General features: G+C 40.3%; 19 protein-coding genes. 7 read left to right on the top strand and 12 right to left on the bottom strand.

The window, feature by feature from the left end; translation table 11 throughout:
- Window positions 1-126 precede the first annotated feature (126 nt).
- From ESY88_RS03355 to recF, 4 genes are all read right to left on the bottom strand, one after another.
- Window positions 127-423: a DUF721 domain-containing protein gene (locus ESY88_RS03355; protein ID WP_147084604.1), complete on the bottom strand. Its 297-nt coding sequence runs from the start codon at window positions 421-423 to the stop codon at window positions 127-129.
- 135 nt (window positions 424-558) lie between these two features.
- Window positions 559-1,407 carry an aldo/keto reductase gene (locus tag ESY88_RS03350; protein ID WP_147084603.1) on the bottom strand — a complete coding sequence of 283 codons (849 nt, stop codon included), beginning with the start codon at window positions 1,405-1,407 and terminating at the stop codon, window positions 559-561.
- Window positions 1,408-1,463: 56 nt separating this feature from the next.
- Window positions 1,464-1,886, bottom strand: coding sequence for a hypothetical protein (locus ESY88_RS03345; protein WP_147084602.1), 423 nt, complete (start codon window positions 1,884-1,886; stop codon window positions 1,464-1,466).
- A gap of 59 nt (window positions 1,887-1,945) precedes the next feature.
- Window positions 1,946-3,025 (bottom strand): DNA replication/repair protein RecF, encoded by a 1,080-nt coding sequence (gene recF / locus ESY88_RS03340; protein WP_147084601.1) that lies wholly within the window; start codon window positions 3,023-3,025, stop codon window positions 1,946-1,948.
- A 119-nt stretch (window positions 3,026-3,144) separates the two neighbouring features.
- Here recF and ESY88_RS03335 point away from each other — a divergent pair, with 119 nt between their 5' ends.
- The 7 genes from ESY88_RS03335 (at window position 3,145) to ESY88_RS03300 (ending at window position 10,119) form a co-directional block, all read left to right on the top strand.
- Window positions 3,145-3,912: a tetratricopeptide repeat protein gene (locus tag ESY88_RS03335; protein ID WP_147084600.1), complete on the top strand. Its 768-nt coding sequence runs from the start codon at window positions 3,145-3,147 to the stop codon at window positions 3,910-3,912.
- Between the two features lie 131 nt (window positions 3,913-4,043).
- Window positions 4,044-4,529: a 6,7-dimethyl-8-ribityllumazine synthase gene (gene ribH, locus ESY88_RS03330; protein ID WP_147084599.1), complete on the top strand. Its 486-nt coding sequence runs from the start codon at window positions 4,044-4,046 to the stop codon at window positions 4,527-4,529.
- Window positions 4,530-5,252: 723 nt separating this feature from the next.
- The gene (locus ESY88_RS03320; RefSeq protein ID WP_147084598.1) at window positions 5,253-5,540 is read left to right on the top strand and encodes a riboflavin synthase subunit beta; all 288 of its coding nucleotides are present in this window, start codon (window positions 5,253-5,255) and stop codon (window positions 5,538-5,540) included.
- A complete protein-coding gene (gene mutL / locus ESY88_RS03315) occupies window positions 5,540-7,390 on the top strand; it encodes a DNA mismatch repair endonuclease MutL (RefSeq protein ID WP_147084597.1) in 1,851 nt (616 codons plus the stop codon). Before ESY88_RS03320 ends, mutL begins: the two co-directional genes overlap by 1 nt.
- A gap of 12 nt (window positions 7,391-7,402) precedes the next feature.
- On the top strand, window positions 7,403-8,224 hold the full coding sequence (locus ESY88_RS03310; protein WP_147084792.1) for a rhomboid family intramembrane serine protease: 822 nt from the start codon (window positions 7,403-7,405) through the stop codon (window positions 8,222-8,224).
- Window positions 8,221-9,093, top strand: coding sequence for a rhomboid family intramembrane serine protease (locus ESY88_RS03305; protein WP_147084596.1), 873 nt, complete (start codon window positions 8,221-8,223; stop codon window positions 9,091-9,093). Before ESY88_RS03310 ends, ESY88_RS03305 begins: the two co-directional genes overlap by 4 nt.
- A 9-nt stretch (window positions 9,094-9,102) precedes the next feature.
- Window positions 9,103-10,119, top strand: coding sequence for an endonuclease/exonuclease/phosphatase family protein (locus ESY88_RS03300; protein WP_189702507.1), 1,017 nt, complete (start codon window positions 9,103-9,105; stop codon window positions 10,117-10,119).
- A gap of 129 nt (window positions 10,120-10,248) precedes the next feature.
- Here ESY88_RS03300 and ESY88_RS03295 read toward each other — a convergent pair whose 3' ends face one another.
- The 8 genes from ESY88_RS03295 to ESY88_RS03260 form a co-directional block, all read right to left on the bottom strand.
- Window positions 10,249-10,563, bottom strand: a complete 315-nt coding sequence (locus ESY88_RS03295) for a DUF6122 family protein (RefSeq protein WP_147084595.1) — start codon at window positions 10,561-10,563, stop codon at window positions 10,249-10,251.
- On the bottom strand, window positions 10,560-11,183 hold the full coding sequence (locus ESY88_RS03290; RefSeq protein ID WP_147084594.1) for a WbqC family protein: 624 nt from the start codon (window positions 11,181-11,183) through the stop codon (window positions 10,560-10,562). The genes ESY88_RS03295 and ESY88_RS03290 overlap by 4 nt, the downstream gene beginning before the upstream one ends.
- 499 nt (window positions 11,184-11,682) lie before the next feature.
- Window positions 11,683-13,260: a signal peptidase I gene (gene lepB / locus ESY88_RS03285; protein WP_147084593.1), complete on the bottom strand. Its 1,578-nt coding sequence runs from the start codon at window positions 13,258-13,260 to the stop codon at window positions 11,683-11,685.
- 61 nt (window positions 13,261-13,321) lie between these two features.
- Window positions 13,322-14,023, bottom strand: coding sequence for a 4-hydroxy-tetrahydrodipicolinate reductase (gene dapB / locus ESY88_RS03280; RefSeq protein ID WP_147084592.1), 702 nt, complete (start codon window positions 14,021-14,023; stop codon window positions 13,322-13,324).
- Window positions 14,024-14,027: 4 nt separating this feature from the next.
- Entirely contained in the window at window positions 14,028-14,630 is a 603-nt protein-coding gene (locus tag ESY88_RS03275; RefSeq protein ID WP_147084591.1) for a DUF5683 domain-containing protein, read from the bottom strand.
- Window positions 14,620-15,519 (bottom strand): ParB/RepB/Spo0J family partition protein, encoded by a 900-nt coding sequence (locus tag ESY88_RS03270; protein WP_147084590.1) that lies wholly within the window; start codon window positions 15,517-15,519, stop codon window positions 14,620-14,622. Before ESY88_RS03270 ends, ESY88_RS03275 begins: the two co-directional genes overlap by 11 nt.
- A complete protein-coding gene (locus ESY88_RS03265) occupies window positions 15,519-16,283 on the bottom strand; it encodes a ParA family protein (protein ID WP_147084589.1) in 765 nt (254 codons plus the stop codon). The genes ESY88_RS03270 and ESY88_RS03265 overlap by 1 nt, the downstream gene beginning before the upstream one ends.
- Window positions 16,284-16,668: 385 nt before the next feature.
- Window positions 16,669-19,515: a M16 family metallopeptidase gene (locus ESY88_RS03260; RefSeq protein ID WP_147084588.1), complete on the bottom strand. Its 2,847-nt coding sequence runs from the start codon at window positions 19,513-19,515 to the stop codon at window positions 16,669-16,671.
- Window positions 19,516-19,548 lie beyond the last annotated feature (33 nt).

Raw genomic sequence — 19,548 nt, 5'->3', positions numbered from 1 at the left:
AGCGACTTTTGAGAAAATGATTTTTCTAAAAAAAAACAAACACAGGTATTCCAAACTGTCATAAGTCCTAAGTCATTGCGTCTTAGGTCATTTCAGATTTCATTTCAGAAGTCTTCAGATGAAAACCTATCTCAAAACCAATTTCGAAATCACTTCTTTGCCCAAGGATTCGTTGAGCATGTCAATGATTTTCTGTTTTCCGTAGCTCAATTCCTCACGCAAAACGCTAGAACTTAGCGAAACATAAAGCGTATCCTTATCCAATTGCACTGCTGTGGTGTAGTTGTTCACGCCGTTGCCCATCATTTTGGCCCAAGCATCTTGCACATCTACCTTATTCAATCCAGATTGTAAGCGGTTGGAATCAACAAATTCCTTAAGGATGTCACTGATGGATTGATTATCGTTGTTGCGTCTTGCCATGATAGTATTGTTTTAAAGCCCGTGGTTTGATGAAAATCACAGTTTTTTCTATTAAAATAAAGGTACGGATTCTGAAAGCAATGCCCGTCTATTTATAAAATAAGATACAGGTTTGATTAATCTGCAAAGCTAAAATTATTCAACGCTATCGGGCCACATGTTGGGCGATTCGCCACTAAAACCCATTTTTGGCATGTGGTCTATACGGTCCATCTCTTCTGCAGACAATTCAAAATCAAATACTTCCCTATTTTCTAGAATTCTTTTGTTGGTTGTGGATTTAGGTATCACAATCACATTGTGTTGAAGGATCCAACGCAAACACACTTGAGCTACCGATTTTTGATGGGTCGCTGCGATACGTTTTAAAAGATCATTTTCAAACACTTCGCCTCGTGCCAAAGGTGACCAGGATTCCACCGCAATATTTTGTGTTTTGCAATACGCCACCAAATCCTTTTGCCAATAGCCTGGATGAAATTCAATTTGATTGATTGAAGGCCTCACCTTGGCGGTTTGAAATAAAGCCTCCAAATGTTCCTGCCAAAAATTACTTACACCAATGGATTTGATTTTGCCTTCGGCCTGCAATTTCTCCATGGCCTTCCAAGCATCGGCATTGGCTTGCTGCCAATTCTCGTAGTTTTTGGCGTTTGCGGGCCAATGGATCAAGTATAAATCAATATAATCCAACTGAAGCCGTTCTAAAGATTCGGCAAATTGTTCTTTGGCCGATTCGTAGCCCAAGTGCGTTCGCCATAATTTGGTGGTTACAAAAAGCTCATCCCTGTTGATGCCACTGGCTTTTATGCCCTTGCCAACGGCTGCCTCGTTTTTGTAAATAGCGGCGGTGTCAATGAGTTGGTAGTCATTGGATAATGCGAATCTCACCGCTTCGGTTCCTTCCTGATCGGTGGACTTATATGTTCCAAATCCAAGCATGGGGATTTTGTTTCCGTCGTTTAAGATGATGTGTTTTGACATGTGTTCTGTTTTTTATTTCAATCAAACTTTCAAATGGACTTTCACTTAACCTATTTTCAATCCAAATCCAAAGGCTCATACTGTCTATAAAGGTACCTAACCTTGCGGTCATTTATAATCAACAGCTCGGTTTCATTGGCTTTGAGCACGGTTTCTTTCCATTGGGCAAAAGGGGTGGAGTAATAAATATTCAGACTGTCGTTTTCGATTTTGATCTGCAGTTGTTCTTCACTTTGAGAAGTTTCATAAGTGCCCTTGAAATTAGGTCTCAGTTTTTTTCTAAAACCACTCAAACTATCGGTCAGTTCTATATAATCAATGGTAGCATTATAGTTATAATCCTTGATTTGGCCGTTTGGCATCGTGACTTCGTCTATTTCCCAATACCCGCTGAGATGAGGAATCATAGGGGAGGGGTCTTTGCTACAGCTCATTAAAACTGCGGAAAGGATTGCGATAAGAAGATATTTGCTACTCATTTTTCAATTAGGTTCTGCGATTAATAATTTTTATCATTTGGAAACATTCGAAAATCCTTCTAAAGCTTAAACATTTTATAAGACTGATGGATTTGTTTGATCACTTGCTCTGTGCGTTCTGGATGGGTATCACTGATGAATAGTTGTCCGAAATTATCATCATCCACCAAACCGATGATCTGTGCCACGCGATTTTCATCTAATTTATCAAAAATATCATCCAAAAGCAGCAAGGGTGTCACGCCACTTTGGGCCTTGATAAAATCGAATTGCGCCAACTTCAAGGCAATCAGAAATGATTTTTGCTGCCCTTGACTCCCAAATTTTTTGATGGGATAGGTCTCAATCTCAAACACCAAATCGTCCTTGTGCGTGCCAACGCTGGTGTAATGTAAAGCTTTGTCCTTATTGAGGTTTTGAACCAATAAATCTTTTAATCGCTGTTCGTGCAAATCAGATTTATAGACAAGATTGACCGCTTCATTATCGTTACTTATTGCCTTGTAACGTGCTTTGAAAATGGGAATGAAGGTTTCTAAAAACTCGCGCCTTGTATTGAAAATTTCCGCGCCATAACTATCGAGTTGTTCATTATAAATTTCGAGTGTTTGCGCGTTAAAGGTGTTGTTAAGCGCAAAATATTTGAGCAAGGCATTGCGCTGGGCAACCACCTTATTATAACTTATGAGATTGTTAAGGTAGGCTTTATCGCTTTGTGAAATGACGCTGTCTATAAATTTACGGCGGGTTTCGCTGCCTTCAATGATCAAGTCGCGATCGGCAGGCGAAATGATGACCAAAGGTACAAACCCGATGTGATCACTAAACTTTTCATAAGCCTTTGCGTTGCGCTTAATCATCTTTTTTTGACCGCGTTTTAAGGATACAATGATTTTTTCGGTCTTTTCGTGCTTTTCAAATATGCCATCCACCACAAAAAATTCAGCATCGTGATTGATGTTTTGTGAAGCGATTGGGTTGAAATAACTTTTACCAAAAGACAAGTGGTAAATGGCATCCAAGGCATTGGTTTTTCCTACGCCATTGGCGCCTACAAAGCAATTGATCTTATCGTCAAATTCAAAATCCTGACTTTCAAAATTCTTGTAATTGACGAGACTGAGGGCTTTTAAAATCATAGAAAAAGTTGGAATTTGCGACTTTAGAAATTGCGTTGGAATGTGATATCAAAAATAACAAATAAATTACCTTTTAATTCTCAATAAAAATTATATTTTTGCGCCACAAATAAGCAAACATGGCAACATACAAGAAAAGAGGATATAAGCCCAAAACGGAAAAGGAAAAAACTGAGGTAATTGAGGATAACTCAACAACTGCCGAAGTTTTCAACACTTTGGACGAAGGCGCAAATAAAGCAGAGCTTTGGGTTGGTAAGAACCAAAAAGGGATCTTTATCATCATTGGCGTAGCTGCAGTTATCCTTTTAGGGTATTTGGCTTACAATAAATTTATTGCCGGCCCTAAAGCCGAAGAGGCAATGAATGAGATGTTTACAGCCCAAAAATACTTTAATCAGGCCGTCACAGGCGAGTCGGCAGATTCGCTATATACCTTAGCACTAAAAGGTGGTGAAGGTAAATTTGGGATGGTGGATATTGCAAGTGAATACAGTGGTACACCTGCAGGAAATCTTGCAAATTATTATGCAGGCATGGCCTATTTGAATACTAAGGATTATACCAATGCGGTAAAATATTTAAGCGACTTCACAACAGATGACGCGGTTTTGGGTCCTGTGGCCAAAGGCGGTATTGGTGATTCTTTTGTACAGCTTAACCAATTGGAGGATGCGCTCGATTATTATGAAAAAGCGATTTCAGCATCTACCAACGATTATACAACCCCTATGTATTTGTTCAAAGCAGGTAATGTGGCGCAATCTTTAGGACAAAAAGATAAGGCTTTGCAGTATTTCGAAAGAATCCAACAAGAATTTTCAGATTCAGATCAAGCTAAGAATATTGAGGTGTTTATTGGTCGTGCGGAAGCAAGTGCTAATTAAATCTCTCTAGAAGGTTTTATTCCCCGAGGCCTGCCTCGAAATGGAAAGAACATCATTCAATTCGTACCTTGTTGGCTTGCCCCGAGGTTATTGATTAAGATTTCCGAAAAAACCCAGAAAAACAATCAACTATGGCTACAGCCAATCATAATTTATCCAATTACGATAAAAGCACACTCCCAAACGCAGAACATTTTCGGTTTGGGATTGTTGTTTCTGAGTGGAACGACACCATAACCAACGGCCTGTTTCAAGGCGCTTACGATGCCTTAATTGATTGTGGTGCCAATGAAGACAACATTATTAAATGGAATGTTCCAGGTAGCTTTGAGTTGATTTACGGTGCCAAGAAAATGATTGAGCATCGAGTGGATGCGGTTATTGCCATAGGTAGTGTGATACAAGGGGAAACCAAGCATTTCGATTTTGTGTGCGAAGGGGTAACCCAAGGCATCAAGGATTTGAATGTGATAAGTGATACTCCTGTTATTTTTTGTGTCTTGACCGATAATACCATGCAGCAATCCCTAGATCGCTCTGGAGGAAAGCTCGGTAACAAAGGTACGGAAGCGGCTATCGCTGCGATTAAAATGGCACACCTACGACGCACTTTTTAGTTCAATTTCGAAGGTTCAAGGTTCAAAGTTCAAGGTTGGGTAGTTTCAGCTTTCGTGGTTTATAATTAAATTCTTCAGTCTTCAGTCTTTAGTCTCCAGTCTTCGGTCTTCGGTCTTCGGTCTCCAGTCTTCGGTCTCCAGTCTTCAGTCCTAAACTACAAATCACAAAATTGAGTTCGATTTCAATTTCTCCCGATAGCTATCGGGATCAACTTCGTCTTCATCTTCATCTTCATCTTCAACTTCATCTTCATCTTCATCTTCGTCTTCATCTTCATCTTCATCTTCATCTTCATCTTCATCTTCATCTTCGTCTTTGTCTTCATCTTCATCTTCGTCTTCATCTTCAACTTCATCTTCATCTTCATCTTCATCTTCATCTTCTCAAGACTGTTAACAATTTTTAGCGTTTGAAACGCTCGTGTTCCTTGTAAATTCTGTATTTTTGAAGGATAACATATACTGGGTTTTGCAGTGGGTTTATTCAAACAACGTAAGAACAAGCGTTTTAATTACAAGCCGCGCCATCACAAAGATTCGAAGGGATCTTTTGAATCTAACAGCGAGGACGCTCCATCTAAATTAAAAGAGGATTGGGAATCGGTTAGGGGTCACGAAAGACAACGCGGAAAAACAAAAAACGGTTTACCATTGCTTCTATTGGGTTTAGGTATGATCATTGTGATATGGTACCTTTTAACGCATTACGAAACCACATAACTTATGGGAATTTTAAACACAAGAAAAAACAAGAAATACAGCTATCAGCCGCGTTATTACAAAGGCGAAGGGAATCCCTATGAACTTAAACACAAGTTTGACGACTTTAGGGTTACTGCTGGGAGTGATAAAGGTTTAAAGACCAAACTGAACAACGCTGTTGGCGATTACAAATACAATGCAGATACCAACGGTGCCAATAGACGTGTGGTCTATATTGTCGCAGCGCTCATCTTGATTTTTCTGTTTATCATAGATTTCGATCTTTCCATTTTCTTTCCGAATCGCTAATGTCTGACATCATTCAATTGCTACCCGACCATGTTGCCAATCAAATTGCTGCTGGTGAAGTTGTACAACGTCCTGCTTCCGTAGTGAAGGAATTAATGGAAAATGCCATTGATGCCGCTGCGACGCACATAAAACTGGTGGTCAAGGACGCAGGCAAGACTTTGGTGCAAGTGATTGACGATGGCCATGGGATGAGCGCTACCGATGCGCGACTCAGTTTTGAGCGTCATGCGACTTCCAAAATAAAATCTGCCGATGATTTATTTAGTCTCAATACCAAAGGTTTCCGTGGTGAGGCTTTGGCCAGTATTGCTGCGATAGCCCATGTTGAATTGAAAACCAAGCGTTCTCAGGAAGAGCTGGGCACTCAAATTGAAATTGAAGGCAGCGAAATCAAGGCACAAGAAGTAACCGTAACTCCTAAAGGTACCGCCATTGCTGTAAAGCACTTGTTTTTCAATATTCCGGCACGGCGTAATTTCTTGAAATCAAATACCGTTGAACTTCGGCACATCATTGATGAATTTCACCGGGTGGCCTTGGCGCATCCAGACATCGCGTTTTCCATGTTTCACAATGGCAGTGAGACCTTCAACCTTCCTAAAAGCAATTATAGGCAACGGGTCGTCAATATCTTTGGTGTAAAAACCAACGAGAAATTGGTGCCTGTGGAAGAGGAGACCGAAGTCCTTAAAATTTCAGGCTTCGTTGGAAAGCCAGAATTTGCCAAACGCAGCAAGAATGAACAGTTTTTCTTTGTCAATAATCGGTTTATTAAAAGTCCGTATTTGAATCACGCCATCAATTCGGCTTTCGACGGTCTCCTAAAAGACGGCAGTCATCCCAGTTATTTTTTGAATCTTAGCGTAGATCCAAAAACCATAGACATCAACATCCATCCTACAAAAACCGAAATCAAGTTTGATGATGAGCATACGCTTTATGCCATTGTAAGAGCTTCGGTAAAGCACAGTTTGGGACAATTCAATATCGCGCCAGTCTTGGATTTTGAGCGTGACAGAAATCTTGATACGCCTTATGATTATCAAAATAAGCGGGCTTCTACGCCTAGCGTAGAGGTAGATCGTAATTACAATCCGTTTCAGGAAGAGCAAAATTTCAACAAGCGCTCCTTGGCAAAACCCTTTAAAAAAGAATCTGCCCAATGGGAAAGTTTGTATGTTGGGATGGAATCGAAGGGCACCAAAACCGGGTCTAATTTTAGCCAGGTGGAATTTGAGAGTCAGCCAGAATCGCAGGGCTTGTTTAATGACGCTTCCGCGGAAAGCAGACAAACCACGTATCAACTTCACAATAAATACATCATTAGCACGATTAAATCTGGGATGATGATTTTAGATCAAAATCGCGCCCATCAACGGGTGCTGTACGAAGGCTTGTTAAGAAGTTTGACCGTTAGGGAAGCCGTGAGCCAACAACTGTTGTTTCCGTTGCAGTTGCAATTTTCAACTTCAGAAATGGAAGTGCTTCAGGAATTAAAGGAGGATCTGGAACATACGGGTTTTCTGTTTTCAGAATTTGTAAAAGGGAATGTCGAGATCACAGGTGTTCCCATTAATGTGGCTGAAAGCGAGGTCGCCATAATTTTAGAACAGTTATTGAGCGATGTGCAGCAAGAAGTGCCAGACACTAATTTTAGTGCGATGGATTTGATGGCCAAATCCATGGCCAAGAGTTTGGCCATTAAAACGGGGCAATCTTTAACCAGGATGGAGCAGGAGCATTTGGTAAATAGCTTGTTCGCTTGTAAGGAACCCTCGGTATCACCAACCAACAGAGTCACGTTTATTACGATGAGCGTTGATGATTTTGATAAAAAATTTATATAATTAAAGCTTATGATGCGAGGAATAACAGACTCCGTTAAACATTTGATAATCATCAATGCAATCCTGTTCATTGGAACTATGGCAGTTGGAAACAATTTGTTCTACGATTGGTTTGCATTGCATTTTCCGAAGAACGACATGTTTCAGCCATGGCAAATCATTACGCACATGTTCATGCATGGTAATTTCATGCATATCCTATTCAATATGTTCGCGCTTTGGATGTTTGGTACCGCAGTAGAGCAGGTGTTAGGCAGTAAGAAGTTTTTGTTTGTTTATTTTTCGGCAGGTTTGGGAGCGGTCTTGTTTCAGTTGGGTTTTTATTACGTAAAATACTATTTTGCTTTTGACGGCATTCAAGGATTGGGAATGACCTCGCAAATGATTCATGAAATTGTGAATATTAATGCGATTGACGGTCAATATATTAAACCTACCCTCTTTGAAAAGGGACTTTATCCCATCCTTAATAATTTTAATTTTAATGCCGATCTTATAAATCAAAATGCCTTCATTTCCCTTTTTGAGATGAACAATATTGTCGCAGCCTCCATGGTTGGTGCCTCGGGTTGTATCATGGGCATATTGGCAGCCTTTGGGATGATGAATCCCAATGCGAAATTGATGCTTATTTTCTTGCCCATTCCCATAAAGGCGAAATACTTTATTCCTGGGATCATTGCTTTGGATGTGATTTCTGCCATTTCGGGTCAGTCTTTCTTCAGCCCAAGCAATACGGCCTATATGGCGCATATTGGTGGAGCCCTTACTGGTTTTATCATCATGTGGTACTGGAAACGTACACAGTTTAACCAAAACCGCTGGGACAAATGACTTCATTAAACTACGATTTCAAAGAGAAACTCAAAAACCTGAATGTTTTTGAGAAAATCATGATCGCGAATGTGCTGCTGTATCTATTGGGTTGGTTGATTCAATTGATTTTGAAGCTGCCCCGTGGCTATGGTTTGTCTTGGCTGGAACTGCCTAGAGATTTTACCGACTTTATTGTTAAACCTTGGTCGCTATTGACTTACGGTTTTACACACTACGATTTTCTACACCTGTTGTTCAACATGTTGGTGCTTTATTTTGTGTCGCGTAGCATGGTTAATATGTTTCCGTCAAAACAATCCTTGAACATATATTTCATGGGTATTTTGGCAGGTGGGTTCTCATATCTTTTGATTTATAATGTGCTGCCAGAATCTATGATGGCTACGGTTGGTGCTTTGGTGGGCGCTTCGGCGGGGGTCAATGCTTTGCTGATTTTCTTGTGTACCTATATGCCGAATCAAGAAGCGCGTTTTTTTACGATTCGAATTAAATTGTGGCATATTGGCGTTGCCATCGTTGTTTTTGATATCATCGGACTATTCGGCGTGAATCAAGGTGGTAAAGTGGCACATCTGGGAGGCTCGCTTTTAGGCTACTTGTATGCTTCCAATTTGCTGAAAGGTTCTGATATTGGCATCGGCTTTGGGAAATTGGTAGATCAAGTAAGCAATTGGTTTAAACCAAAATCAAATCTAAAAACAGTGCACCGCACTAAAAAGAAACCTTTTGCGGGCCATAATAAGAATGAATTTAATGAGTTTAGTCATCAAAAGAAGATTGACATCATTCTTGATAAAATTTCAAAAAGTGGCTATGAGAGTTTGACAAAAGAGGAGAAGGAATTTTTATTCAAAGCAGGAAAGTAACCTAACCATATGCGTAAACTGAAGTCGTTTGAGAAATTGATGTTTATCCTCAATTCATTGATGGCATTTTTGCTTTTATTGTCTTACATTCTACCGTACGTAGAACCCAAGCGTTTTCCTGTGGTGTCTGTGCTTGGTCTGGCAGTTCCGTTTTTGATCATCTTTAATTTATTGTTTGTTGTGTATTGGTTGCTCAAGGTGCAAAAACAAATGTTTCTATCAATTGTGGTGCTTGCCATTGGATATACTTATGTGTTTTCGCTCTATAAGTTTTCAGCTTCTAAAAATGTGGCCCATGCTGAAAACATCTCAATCATGAACTACAATGTGCGCCTGTTCAATGTTTTTGAATGGATTGATGATCCCGATTTGAAAAGTAAGCTTTCTCGTTTTATTGCTGAAAGAAATCCAGATGTGCTGTGTCTTCAAGAATACCGTCCAGATACCGAGATGAAATTTGAAGGCTATTTTAAATATGAGCAAGTTACTGGTCACAAAGTAAAAAATGGTCAAGCGATTTTGACAAAATTTCCGATTGTGAACTCAGGTTCCATCAAATTTCCCAATACCTCGAATAATGCCATTTTTGTGGATGTGGTCAAAGCTAAAGACACGATTAGAATTTACAATGTGCATCTTCAATCCATGGGTATTGACCCTACGGTAGAAAAACTAGCCAATGAAGATTCTGAGAACCTCTTAAGGCGCGTTAGCAAAACCTTTAAACTCCAACAATTACAAGCCGAGCAATTTATAATTCACAAACAAAAATCTCCGCATCCCATGATCATTTGTGGGGACTTTAATAATACAGCCTATTCTTATGTTTATAAGGAAGTAAAAGGCGATATGCAAGATGCTTTTGTGGAAGCCGGCAATGGCTTCGGGCGTACCTTCGATTTTCGGTTCTTTCCTGTGCGTATCGATTTCATCTTAGTGGATCCTGTATTTGAGATCAACGCCTATAAAACTTTCGACGTAAAATATAGCGACCACTATCCCATTATGACGAAGGTAAAATTATAGTCTAGAGTTTTCAGTCCACAGTCAACAGTTTTCCGTCTCCCGTATCCGGTCTTCCGTCTTCTCTCTCCCGTCTCCGGTCTTCCGTCTTCTCTCTCCCGTCTTCCGTCTATTTTCTTCATTCCTTCATCTTCAAGACCCCATCAATGCACAATCTGCCAAGTCTGCCATGATGTGAATCACGAGCCCTAGGCCCACGAGTCGTGTTTTCTTCGGTAACAACAATAACAGGTAAAAGCCAATGGCATAATAAGAATGTAAGGGATGAAAACCAATGCTACAGCGATTGGGATCGAACATGGGTGTTGCCAAAAGATGGTCAAGGTCTATCAATATGCCACAACACATGATGAGATAGGCACGAATCCATTTTGGTTTGTAGAACAGCAGTGCGACAAGCATTGGCGCAACAAAATGAATGCCGTAGTGTATCAGGGATTGAATCATTTTGTCTGAAGGATTTGTTTTTTCAAGTACAATTCAGTTGCTGGACCTTCATTGAACAATAGATCCAAAATGCTTAAATTGGATAAGAAATTATGATTTTTATCAAATACTTGGGCGTAAGCATTGAAATTCTGCTTGATTTCCTTTCTGCAATTGATCAGGCGCCGTGCATCCATAACATGTTCAGGCTCGATTTCAAAATTATTGGTCAGTTTATAGTTGAACGGCAGTTGTAAACATTCGAAAATCAATTCCAAACACGACATATTGAGTGTCATTATATTTGTGAATTCTTCAGTAAAAACAGGTAACAGGTCATCGATATAGTATTCAAAGAATGGGGAAGTGCGGTATGCCGATTCCAAGGATTTAAGATGTTGCTGTTGCCAAGGTTCAACATTGAAAATTTTTACATCTTTGTATTGCTGTCGGTTTTTTTGGGAATAGACTACTGGAACATTCAAATCCAAACTGCCATTGGCGTCAAAGATGGTAGTTCGGTTTCGATAGGTTTGTTTTTGATAATTATCACAAGCTTCAAAAAGGATCTCATCTGCCTGAAGCATCGCCACAAAATGCGCCACGTTCGGGAAATAGGCTGGATGGAGTAGGACGGTCATTTCGTTGTTAAGCTGTTTGGTGTTAAGTTGTTTGTTGTTTATTTGTTTGGTGATGAATCGTTTGTTGTGGAGTTGCAAGCCTCTTTAAATATATTGAACGGCTCTACATGACATTTTAATATTGAATCTCTCCAGAGGGTTTTATTCCCCGAGGCTTGCCTCAAAATACAAATAACATCTTTCAAATCATACCTCGTGGGCTTGCCTCGAGCTTATTGATTGTTATATTTCGCTGCTGCTGATTATTGAGTTAGAATGAGCGGCATTTGCTGAGTCCTTGAATTTTTGATTCATTCGAAGTTGTGATTTTATTTTTTCAACTCAACAAATTACTATTCAACACCAATCATCAAACGATTAAACTCATTCGTTGTGGTGCTATTGCCTAATCCAAATACCATTTAAAGCAAAACGTTTAGATCCCATTTAGCACTTCGATGTAAAATCGAACTCAAATGTTAAATTTCAGATTCAACTCCACAACAAACAAGGCTACAGCTTAAGCCTTCTTCCGTTTTCTAAATTTATTGAAGGCAAAAATTACGGCCAATAAGATCAAGAACGGGATGAAGAAAGAAATCGCTTTTCCGCTTCCGCCAACCGTGGTAAACCATCGTTCCCAACGTGGATTCTTTAAGCCGTCCCAACTCATCCAAATAAATACGGGTTTTCCAACCACGTGGTCAAAAGGCACATAACCCCAAGCGCGTGCATCAATGGAGTTGTTTCGGTTGTCACCCATCATCCAATAATAATTTTGCTGAAAGGTGTACGAGGTGGCTGCTTGCCCATTGATGAGGATTTGATTGCCTCTCACCTTTAGGTCGTTACTTTCATATTCGGAAATGAGGCGGTTGTACAAGGGTAGAACATCGAGGTTGAGATCAACCGTTACGCCTTTCTTAGGGATGTAAATAGGTCCGAAATTATTGTAGCTCCAAGGAAACTGCGGTTCACGTGGGAATAGATTTTGGTCATAATCCTTAGGAGTGCTGCGTCTGGTAATGCTAACGATATTTGGGTGGTTTATGGCTTGGGCAACTGCTTGCGGACTCGCTTGAATATAATAGGATTCTTGTTTTGGGTCAAAACCAACACGATCGGTAATGTCATAGCGTTTTAGCATGCTATACACTTGTTCATCTGAGCTTATGTTCTTGAATACAATGTCATAGTCAAACTGAAGTAATGCACGGTCTGGAAGTTCATTTTGCTTGCCATTGATAAAGACAAGACCATCGCGAACTTCCAACGAATCCCCAGGAATGCCCACACAACGTTTTACCAAGTTGGTTTTTTTATCGATGGGTTTGTAATAATTACGATCTGGATTGAAGTCATTCATATTCAGCAAGGTATCTGCTGGCTGATTGAATACCACAATGTCATTGCGCTCAATATCCTCAAAACCGGGTAGACGCATGTAGGGCAATTGAAGTTTGTTTTTCCAAGAGGTTTTGTTTTTTTCCTTATGGTCATCAAACAAATAGGACTTTTTATTCAGAAATGGGATCGTATCATGCACCATAGGCGCCGCAACGGTAGTCATTGGGATACGTGCGCCATAGTGAAATTTACTCACAAACAAGAAATCGCCTACCAACAATGATTTTTCCAAAGAGGAACTTGGGATGGTAAACGGTTGTATAAAGTAAGTGTGCACAATGGTGGCCGCAACAATCGCAAAAAGAATGGAACTTACCCAATCCCCAGAACTCGATTTTGGATGCAAATCCCTGTTTTCAATGTAGTGCACATCGGCCACATAGTTCAAGTAAAAGTTATAGAAACCCAAAGTGACAATGGCTAAAAAAGTATCGAGATATTGGTTTTTGCCGAAACTTCTCGCGGTTTCCACCCAAACCACTGGGAACATGATCAGGTTCACAATGGGGACAAAAAGAAGTATCGTCCACCACCAAGGGCGCCGAATGATCTTCATCAAGATGACCGCGTTGTAGATAGGCACAAAGGCTTCCCAAGCTTGGCGACCTGCTTTTTGATACAATTTCCAAGTTGCAAGACCATGTATGATTTGAATGACCAGAATAAAGATGAACCACTGCGTAATTGTCATAATTGTAATTTAAGGTATATAGAGGTATAAGGCTATAGAAAAGCAACTGCGGTTTTGCAAATTAACTAATATTTAGCACGTCTTTCATTGTAAAAATCCCTTTTTTGTCATGAACAAATTCCGCAGCAATAACAGCACCCAGAGCAAAGCCCTGCCTCGAATGTGCGGTATGGGTTATTTGAATGCTATCTTCCTGGGATTTGTAAACGACCTCGTGAGTTCCGGGCACGTCGTCAATACGTTTGGCTTCAATCCCTAATTGCTTGGCCTTAGGGCTGTCTAAAGTCCAGCTGGAATAGTCGGAATTTTCAATAAGCCCTTCAGCAAGCGTAATCGCGGTACCACTTGGTGCATCGCGTTTTTGTGTGTGATGGGTTTCTGTGATGTTGGCTTTATATTGCTCAAGTTTTGACATCAACTTTGCCAAGGTGGCATTGAGTTTAAAAAAAATATTGACGCCTAAACTGAAATTGGAGGCATATAAAAACGTGCCTTTGTTTTCTTTACAGAGCGCCACTATTTTATCGTAATCCTTCAACCATCCGGTGGTTCCAGAAATCACAGGGACTCCCGCTTTTAAACAGGTGCTTATGTTATTGACGGCAGCAGTGGGGAGACTAAAATCGATGGCAACATCACAATTTTCCAAATTGAAATTTTCTGCACCGCCATCATATTTCAAAACGATGTGATGCCCGCGATTTATGCCAATGGTTTCAATGGTCTTGCCCATTTTTCCGTAGCCTAAAAGTGCAATGTTCATGGATTTAAAATTTAAAATTAAGGGTTAATCCCACGTCCGATGCATTTTCTCTTTGATTGTATTGGATGTGTGGTCTTAACGAAAGGTTTTCATCGACATTGAATTGCATCAAATGTGCATCTACGTTGGCATCTATGATATTTAAAGCATAACCAACAATGCTCAATAAAAGTGCTAATTCCTTGTTTCTTCTGTAGCCGCGTTGCGCTCTTATAAGGCCATCGTTTGAAACGTTGGCAAACTCCGTTCCAGATTGGTCAACACCAGCCAAGCGGTCTTTATAGGCATCTCGAACGCGCTTATACTCTTTGTCATTGCTAACGTAAAAATAAGCAGGAATCCCTATGGCAGCGTATACCAGAGGAATTTTCCAATATTTTTTATTGTATGCTTGGCCCAGTCCAGGAAGGACTGCGGAGTAGAAGGCGGCTTTTGCAGGAGCAAGGACGTTTAATGGCTCGGTCTTTACTGAATCCTGGATGCGAATCAAGTTTGTTTGGACCTCGTTTTTGGTACTGACGTCCTCAGGAGGCTTATCTTCTTGGGAAAAGGATAATAGCGACCAAAAACAAAGCAAGGCAAAGCTATATATTGATTTATTTGGCACTCTGAACCAGTTTTTTGATGCGGTTAAAATCTTCTTCGGAATGGAATGGAATCGTAATTTGTCCTTTGCCATTCTTTGAGACCTTAACGTTGATTTTATGTCCGAAGTATTCTGAAAAATCTTTTATGCCTTTTTTAACAAACTTCGGCAGTTCCTCAGGTTCAGGAGCCTTTGTTTCTTTGGGGTTTTGGTAAGCTTTCACTAAAGTTTCTGTAGCTCTAACAGAGAGTTTGTCGCTAATGATCTTTTCGTAGATTTCCAGTTGCTTTTCTTGGTCTTCTATATTGATAATGGCCCGGCCGTGACCCATGGAGATAAATCCGTCACGCATGCCAGTCTGTATGATGGGATCTAGCCTCAATAAGCGTAAATAGTTGGCAATGGTAGATCGTTTTTTGCCAACACGCTCACTCATTTGCTCTTGAGTCAAGGCAATTTCGTCGATAAGGCGTTGGTAGGACAAGGCAATTTCAATAGGATCGAGGTCTTGGCGTTGTATGTTTTCCACCAAGGCCATTTCCAGGGATTCTTGATCGTTCGCAATCCTTATGTACGCAGGGATTGTTTGGAGACCGATGAGTTTTGAGGCTCTAAAACGACGCTCTCCAGAGACCAATTGGAATTTATTGAACTCCATTTTACGAACCGTAATGGGTTGTATAACGCCTAATTCGCGAATGGAAGAGGCAAGTTCCCTTAAGGTTTCCTCGTTGAAATTGGTTCTGGGCTGAAAGGGGTTGATTTCTATCGCCTCAATATCCAGTTCCACGATATTGCCAATAATGGTATCGGCATTTTTATCCTGTATCGAATTGATATCGTTGGAAGGATCTTTCAACAAGGCCGATAAGCCTCTACCTAAAGCTTGTTTTTTTGTTGCCTTCGCCATTATGAATTCTTGTTTATGATTTCCTTCGCCAAACTTAAGTAATTTGAAGCACCTTTGCTGCTCACATCATATTTAATAATGCTCTCACCGTAACTTGGTGCTTCACCCAAACGCACGTTTCGTTGAATGATCGTTTCAAAAACCATATCACTAAAATGTTTTTGAACTTCTTCTACCACTTGGTTGGATAGGCGTAAGCGTTGGTCGTACATGGTCAATAACATGCCTTCAATATCCAAATCCTTATTATGGATTTTCTGAACACTTTTTATGGTATTAAGTAATTTACCCAAACCTTCCAAGGCAAAATATTCACATTGGATTGGGATAATGACCGAATCTGAAGCCGTAAGTGCATTTAAGGTTAGCAAACCCAATGAGGGAGCGCAGTCAATGAGAATGTAATCGTACTGCTCCCGAAGATGGGAAATGGCCTGTTTCATCATATACTCGCGCTGATCCTTATCGACCAGCTCAATCTCAATGGCCACCAAGTCTATGTGTGCAGGGATGATATCCACGTTGGGCGAATCGGTGCTAATGATGCAGTCTTCCGCCTTGGCGGTATGTTCCAAAAGTTGGTAGGATCCCACTTCTATGGTTTCTACATCAATGCCAAGTCCTGAAGTGGCATTAGCCTGCGGATCGGCATCAATAAGTAATACTTTTTTTTCAAGAACGCCCAAGGATGCCGCGAGATTAACCGATGTTGTGGTCTTCCCCACACCTCCTTTTTGATTGGCAATAGCAATGATCTTACCCATTAATTGATTTGGTTTTTTGAGCTGTAAAAATACGATTATTTGTGAGTTTAGAAAATTGAAGTTGTTAACACTATCTTATAAAACGCATTGTTGCCCGGTTAAGATTAGAGACCCCTACGCTTTGAGAATCATGAACAATCCCCAAAATGGTCAGGATGATTTTACCTAGTTGACAAACCGTGTAATCGTTCCTCTATATTTTTCAAATGTTTGTCTTCTAAAAATCATTAAAGCGCAAATCGAAAAGTTTTAAAAAGTCTTGAAACCACTGAAAAATTCAGGTTTTCAATCCTAATACAATTACTGATTGGATATGAGAAAACAAAAAAAGCAGCCCTCGCGGACTGCTTTATGCATAAATGCTTTTTAAAGCTTGTGATTAAGATCAAGATTCTGGGTTGTGAATTCCCACCAAATAATCTCCTGAGAGATATTTCTTAGCTACTTCATGCAAATACTCAGTAGTTAAGCCTTCTACGTTCTTGTTGTAATCCATGAGCTTGTTGGCATCTTTTTTAAGATAATCGGCATTTTTTAAGCTGTTCAACCAAAAGCGATTGTCTTTCATATCTTCTTTATGGTCTAATAAATAGGTTTCCTTGACCTTGTCCAGATCTTTCTGGGTTGGGCCGTTGGCTACTAATTTATCAACTTCTGCCAGGGCAGCATTTTTGAGTTTGTCCACATTTTCTGGACCACATGGGAAACCGATGGTGAAGGAGTACCAATCATAAGGCATATTGCTCATGTTTCCTCTTGCACCAACGCCATAAACGCCACCTTCTTCCTCTCGTAATTGCTCTACCAATTTTATGGTCAATATTTCACCTAGGGTTTCCAAGGCAAAATCTTCCTTCGTATCATAAGTGGTTGGCCCGTGGTAGGTTATTCTTACCGAACTTTTTGGGTCTGCACCTTTTTCAATGATTTTCTCATGTTGCCCAGTTAAGGGTCTAAAATCATTCACTTCATACATTTCGTTGGAATTCTTCCCGGGCAAGCTTGCAATATATTGACTTGCGAAGTCTACCAGTTTTTTTTCATCGATATTTCCGACGAAATAAAAATGGAAATCACCTGCATCTGCAAAACGTTCCTTATATTTTTCATAAGCCAAATCATAATTGGCCTCATCCATCATTTCTGGTGTTGGGAAGCCCATATATCTTGGGTTGTCGCCATACATCCATTCGCCCATTTTAATGGAAAAATAGGTTTGCGGATTAGACATCATATTGCCTAAAAATGATTTTTGTTTGTCAATGTAAGAGTTATACGCTTTTTCATCCTTATTTAAAGCCGTAAAATAGAGATGCACCAATTGGAACAAATCTTCCAAATCTTTTGGCGAGGCATTCCCAGAAATGTCTTCACTATAAGTGCTGATTCGAGGTCTCACGTTCACTATTTTACCAGACATCATTTTGCCCATTTCGGTTTTGTCAAAGCCATTAACGCCGGCTTCTGAAAGTCCGCCATTGGCATTTGCTGTCGCCTTGTAATCTTCTAGCGAATAGAGTGAGTTTCCACCGTAACTATACGCATCAAACAGAATTTCATCGTTTTTGAAATCGGTTACTTTGTAAGTCACTTTGGCACCATTGCTTAGCGTTAGGGTAGTAGTTCCTAAGACGTCATTGGTTTTGTAATCGGTCACTGTGCCAGCTTTTGGCACGTCTGTTATAAGTGAAGAGGCCACTTCGGTATCTTCGTAAGGTGCTAATTCTTCCTCGCCAACTTCTTCCAAGATGCTGCGAACTTCAGCTTCCGTTGCATTGGTAAGGCCTTCTTTTTCTGGGCCAGTAAGAATGATCACGCGGTTTTCATCTTTGATGTAATCAGAAATTAGAGCGTTGACTTCTGTCAAATCAATTTTTGGTAGTTGTTCTTTATAAAAATTATATTCCCATTCAATTCCTGGCATAGGTTCGTTTTCAAGAAAATTCCGAATGTACTCACCGACGATGCGATTGGATTCCATTTTATCGCGATCCTTGAAACTTTTTTCCATGCGCGCCATGATGTCTTTTTTGGCACGTTCAAATTCGCCCTCATAAAAACCATGTTGTTTAACGCGTTGGTTTTCCTCCAAAAGTGTTTGTAAGGCTTTGAGTTGTCCAGTTTCACTGGTCATGGCGAAAGATTGGTAGGCGTTTTTGGTCTTGGCATAAGTACCTCCGTAATAACTGGAACCAAATACAAAGGGCGGATTCTCACCATTGGTCAATTCATCCAAACGATTGTTTATCATTTGGGAGAACACGTTTTCAACGATTGATTTTCTATAATCTTCTAGCGTAGTGTCTGGTTGGGCATCTTCGGTGTCCTTGAACATCACTTGCACTTGAGAGAAAGACGCTTCTTTGTCTGACTCTACCGAAACAAGAGTTTCCTTGTGGTTTGGCAGTTCGAAGCTCTCGCGAGGTTTTGGGTTATTTGGTTTTGGAATATTTCCGAAGTGCTCTTTGATTTTAGCTTCCAAAGTAGCCACATCCACATCTCCAACGGCAATAACAGCCATCAAATCTGGGCGATACCAGTCTTTATAGAATTGTCTTAATGTGTCGTAATCAAAATTTTCAAGCACTTCTTTTTGACCTATCGGAAGGCGGTCTGCATATTTTGAGCCGTAAAGCATTTTAGGAAGGTACTCTTGCATCATGCGTTCATTGGCACCTTGACCCAAACGATACTCCTCAAGCACGACACCGCGCTCACTTTCGATTTGCTCGTCGGTCAATAAGGCATTGTGTGCCCAGTCCTCGATAATCTGAAAGCCTTTTTCAAGTTTCTCAGGGTCATCACTTGGGATGGGAAGAATGTAAACCGTCTCATCAAAACTGGTGTAGGCATTGAGGTGTGCGCCAAATTTAACACCAATACTTTGAAGGTAATCCACAAGTTCGTTCTTCTCGAAATTTTTGGTACCGTTAAAGTTCATGTGTTCCATGAAATGCGCGAGGCCCCGTTGCTCGTCATTCTCGAGTATAGAGCCTGCGTTGACCACCAAGCGCAGTTCGACCTTATTTTCAGGCTTCCCATTATTTTTAATGTAATAGGTAAGACCATTATCCAATTTACCCATTTTAACTTCAGGGTTGAATGGAATTTTTTCTTCGGAAAGGTTTGTTGAGGCCTTTTTGCTGAGCGTTTCTTGAGCAAATACCGAAGAGGTCAAGACAAAGCAAAGGGCAAAAGCGAGCCTCTGTAGTTGTTTAGATTTTCTAATCATTGTTTTAGAGTGTTTTATGGATTTAAAATAGGG

It is taken from the genome of Subsaximicrobium wynnwilliamsii, assembly GCF_007997225.1.
Classification (GTDB): Bacteria; Bacteroidota; Bacteroidia; order Flavobacteriales; family Flavobacteriaceae; genus Psychroserpens; species Psychroserpens wynnwilliamsii.
Note: the sequence above shows the minus strand (reverse complement) of the source record. Positions and strands in the feature narration are given on the sequence as shown.

What these genes read in the sequence shown, in the direction of transcription:
- ESY88_RS03310 (WP_147084792.1), top strand. Translation starts at nt 7,403, where the DNA reads ATGCGAGGAATAACAGACTCCGTTAAACATTTGATAATCATCAATGCA.
- ESY88_RS03355 (WP_147084604.1), bottom strand. Translation starts at nt 423, where the DNA reads ATGGCAAGACGCAACAACGATAATCAATCCATCAGTGACATCCTTAAG.
- ESY88_RS03295 (WP_147084595.1), bottom strand. Translation starts at nt 10,563, where the DNA reads ATGATTCAATCCCTGATACACTACGGCATTCATTTTGTTGCGCCAATG.
- ESY88_RS03270 (WP_147084590.1), bottom strand. Translation starts at nt 15,519, where the DNA reads ATGGCGAAGGCAACAAAAAAACAAGCTTTAGGTAGAGGCTTATCGGCC.
- ribH (WP_147084599.1), top strand. Translation starts at nt 4,044, where the DNA reads ATGGCTACAGCCAATCATAATTTATCCAATTACGATAAAAGCACACTC.
- dapB (WP_147084592.1), bottom strand. Translation starts at nt 14,023, where the DNA reads ATGAACATTGCACTTTTAGGCTACGGAAAAATGGGCAAGACCATTGAA.
- ESY88_RS03260 (WP_147084588.1), bottom strand. Translation starts at nt 19,515, where the DNA reads ATGATTAGAAAATCTAAACAACTACAGAGGCTCGCTTTTGCCCTTTGC.
- lepB (WP_147084593.1), bottom strand. Translation starts at nt 13,260, where the DNA reads ATGACAATTACGCAGTGGTTCATCTTTATTCTGGTCATTCAAATCATA.
- recF (WP_147084601.1), bottom strand. Translation starts at nt 3,025, where the DNA reads ATGATTTTAAAAGCCCTCAGTCTCGTCAATTACAAGAATTTTGAAAGT.
- ESY88_RS03335 (WP_147084600.1), top strand. Translation starts at nt 3,145, where the DNA reads ATGGCAACATACAAGAAAAGAGGATATAAGCCCAAAACGGAAAAGGAA.
- ESY88_RS03345 (WP_147084602.1), bottom strand. Translation starts at nt 1,886, where the DNA reads ATGAGTAGCAAATATCTTCTTATCGCAATCCTTTCCGCAGTTTTAATG.
- ESY88_RS03350 (WP_147084603.1), bottom strand. Translation starts at nt 1,407, where the DNA reads ATGTCAAAACACATCATCTTAAACGACGGAAACAAAATCCCCATGCTT.
- mutL (WP_147084597.1), top strand. Translation starts at nt 5,540, where the DNA reads ATGTCTGACATCATTCAATTGCTACCCGACCATGTTGCCAATCAAATT.
- ESY88_RS03300 (WP_189702507.1), top strand. Translation starts at nt 9,103, where the DNA reads ATGCGTAAACTGAAGTCGTTTGAGAAATTGATGTTTATCCTCAATTCA.
- ESY88_RS03265 (WP_147084589.1), bottom strand. Translation starts at nt 16,283, where the DNA reads ATGGGTAAGATCATTGCTATTGCCAATCAAAAAGGAGGTGTGGGGAAG.
- ESY88_RS03305 (WP_147084596.1), top strand. Translation starts at nt 8,221, where the DNA reads ATGACTTCATTAAACTACGATTTCAAAGAGAAACTCAAAAACCTGAAT.
- ESY88_RS03290 (WP_147084594.1), bottom strand. Translation starts at nt 11,183, where the DNA reads ATGACCGTCCTACTCCATCCAGCCTATTTCCCGAACGTGGCGCATTTT.
- ESY88_RS03320 (WP_147084598.1), top strand. Translation starts at nt 5,253, where the DNA reads ATGGGAATTTTAAACACAAGAAAAAACAAGAAATACAGCTATCAGCCG.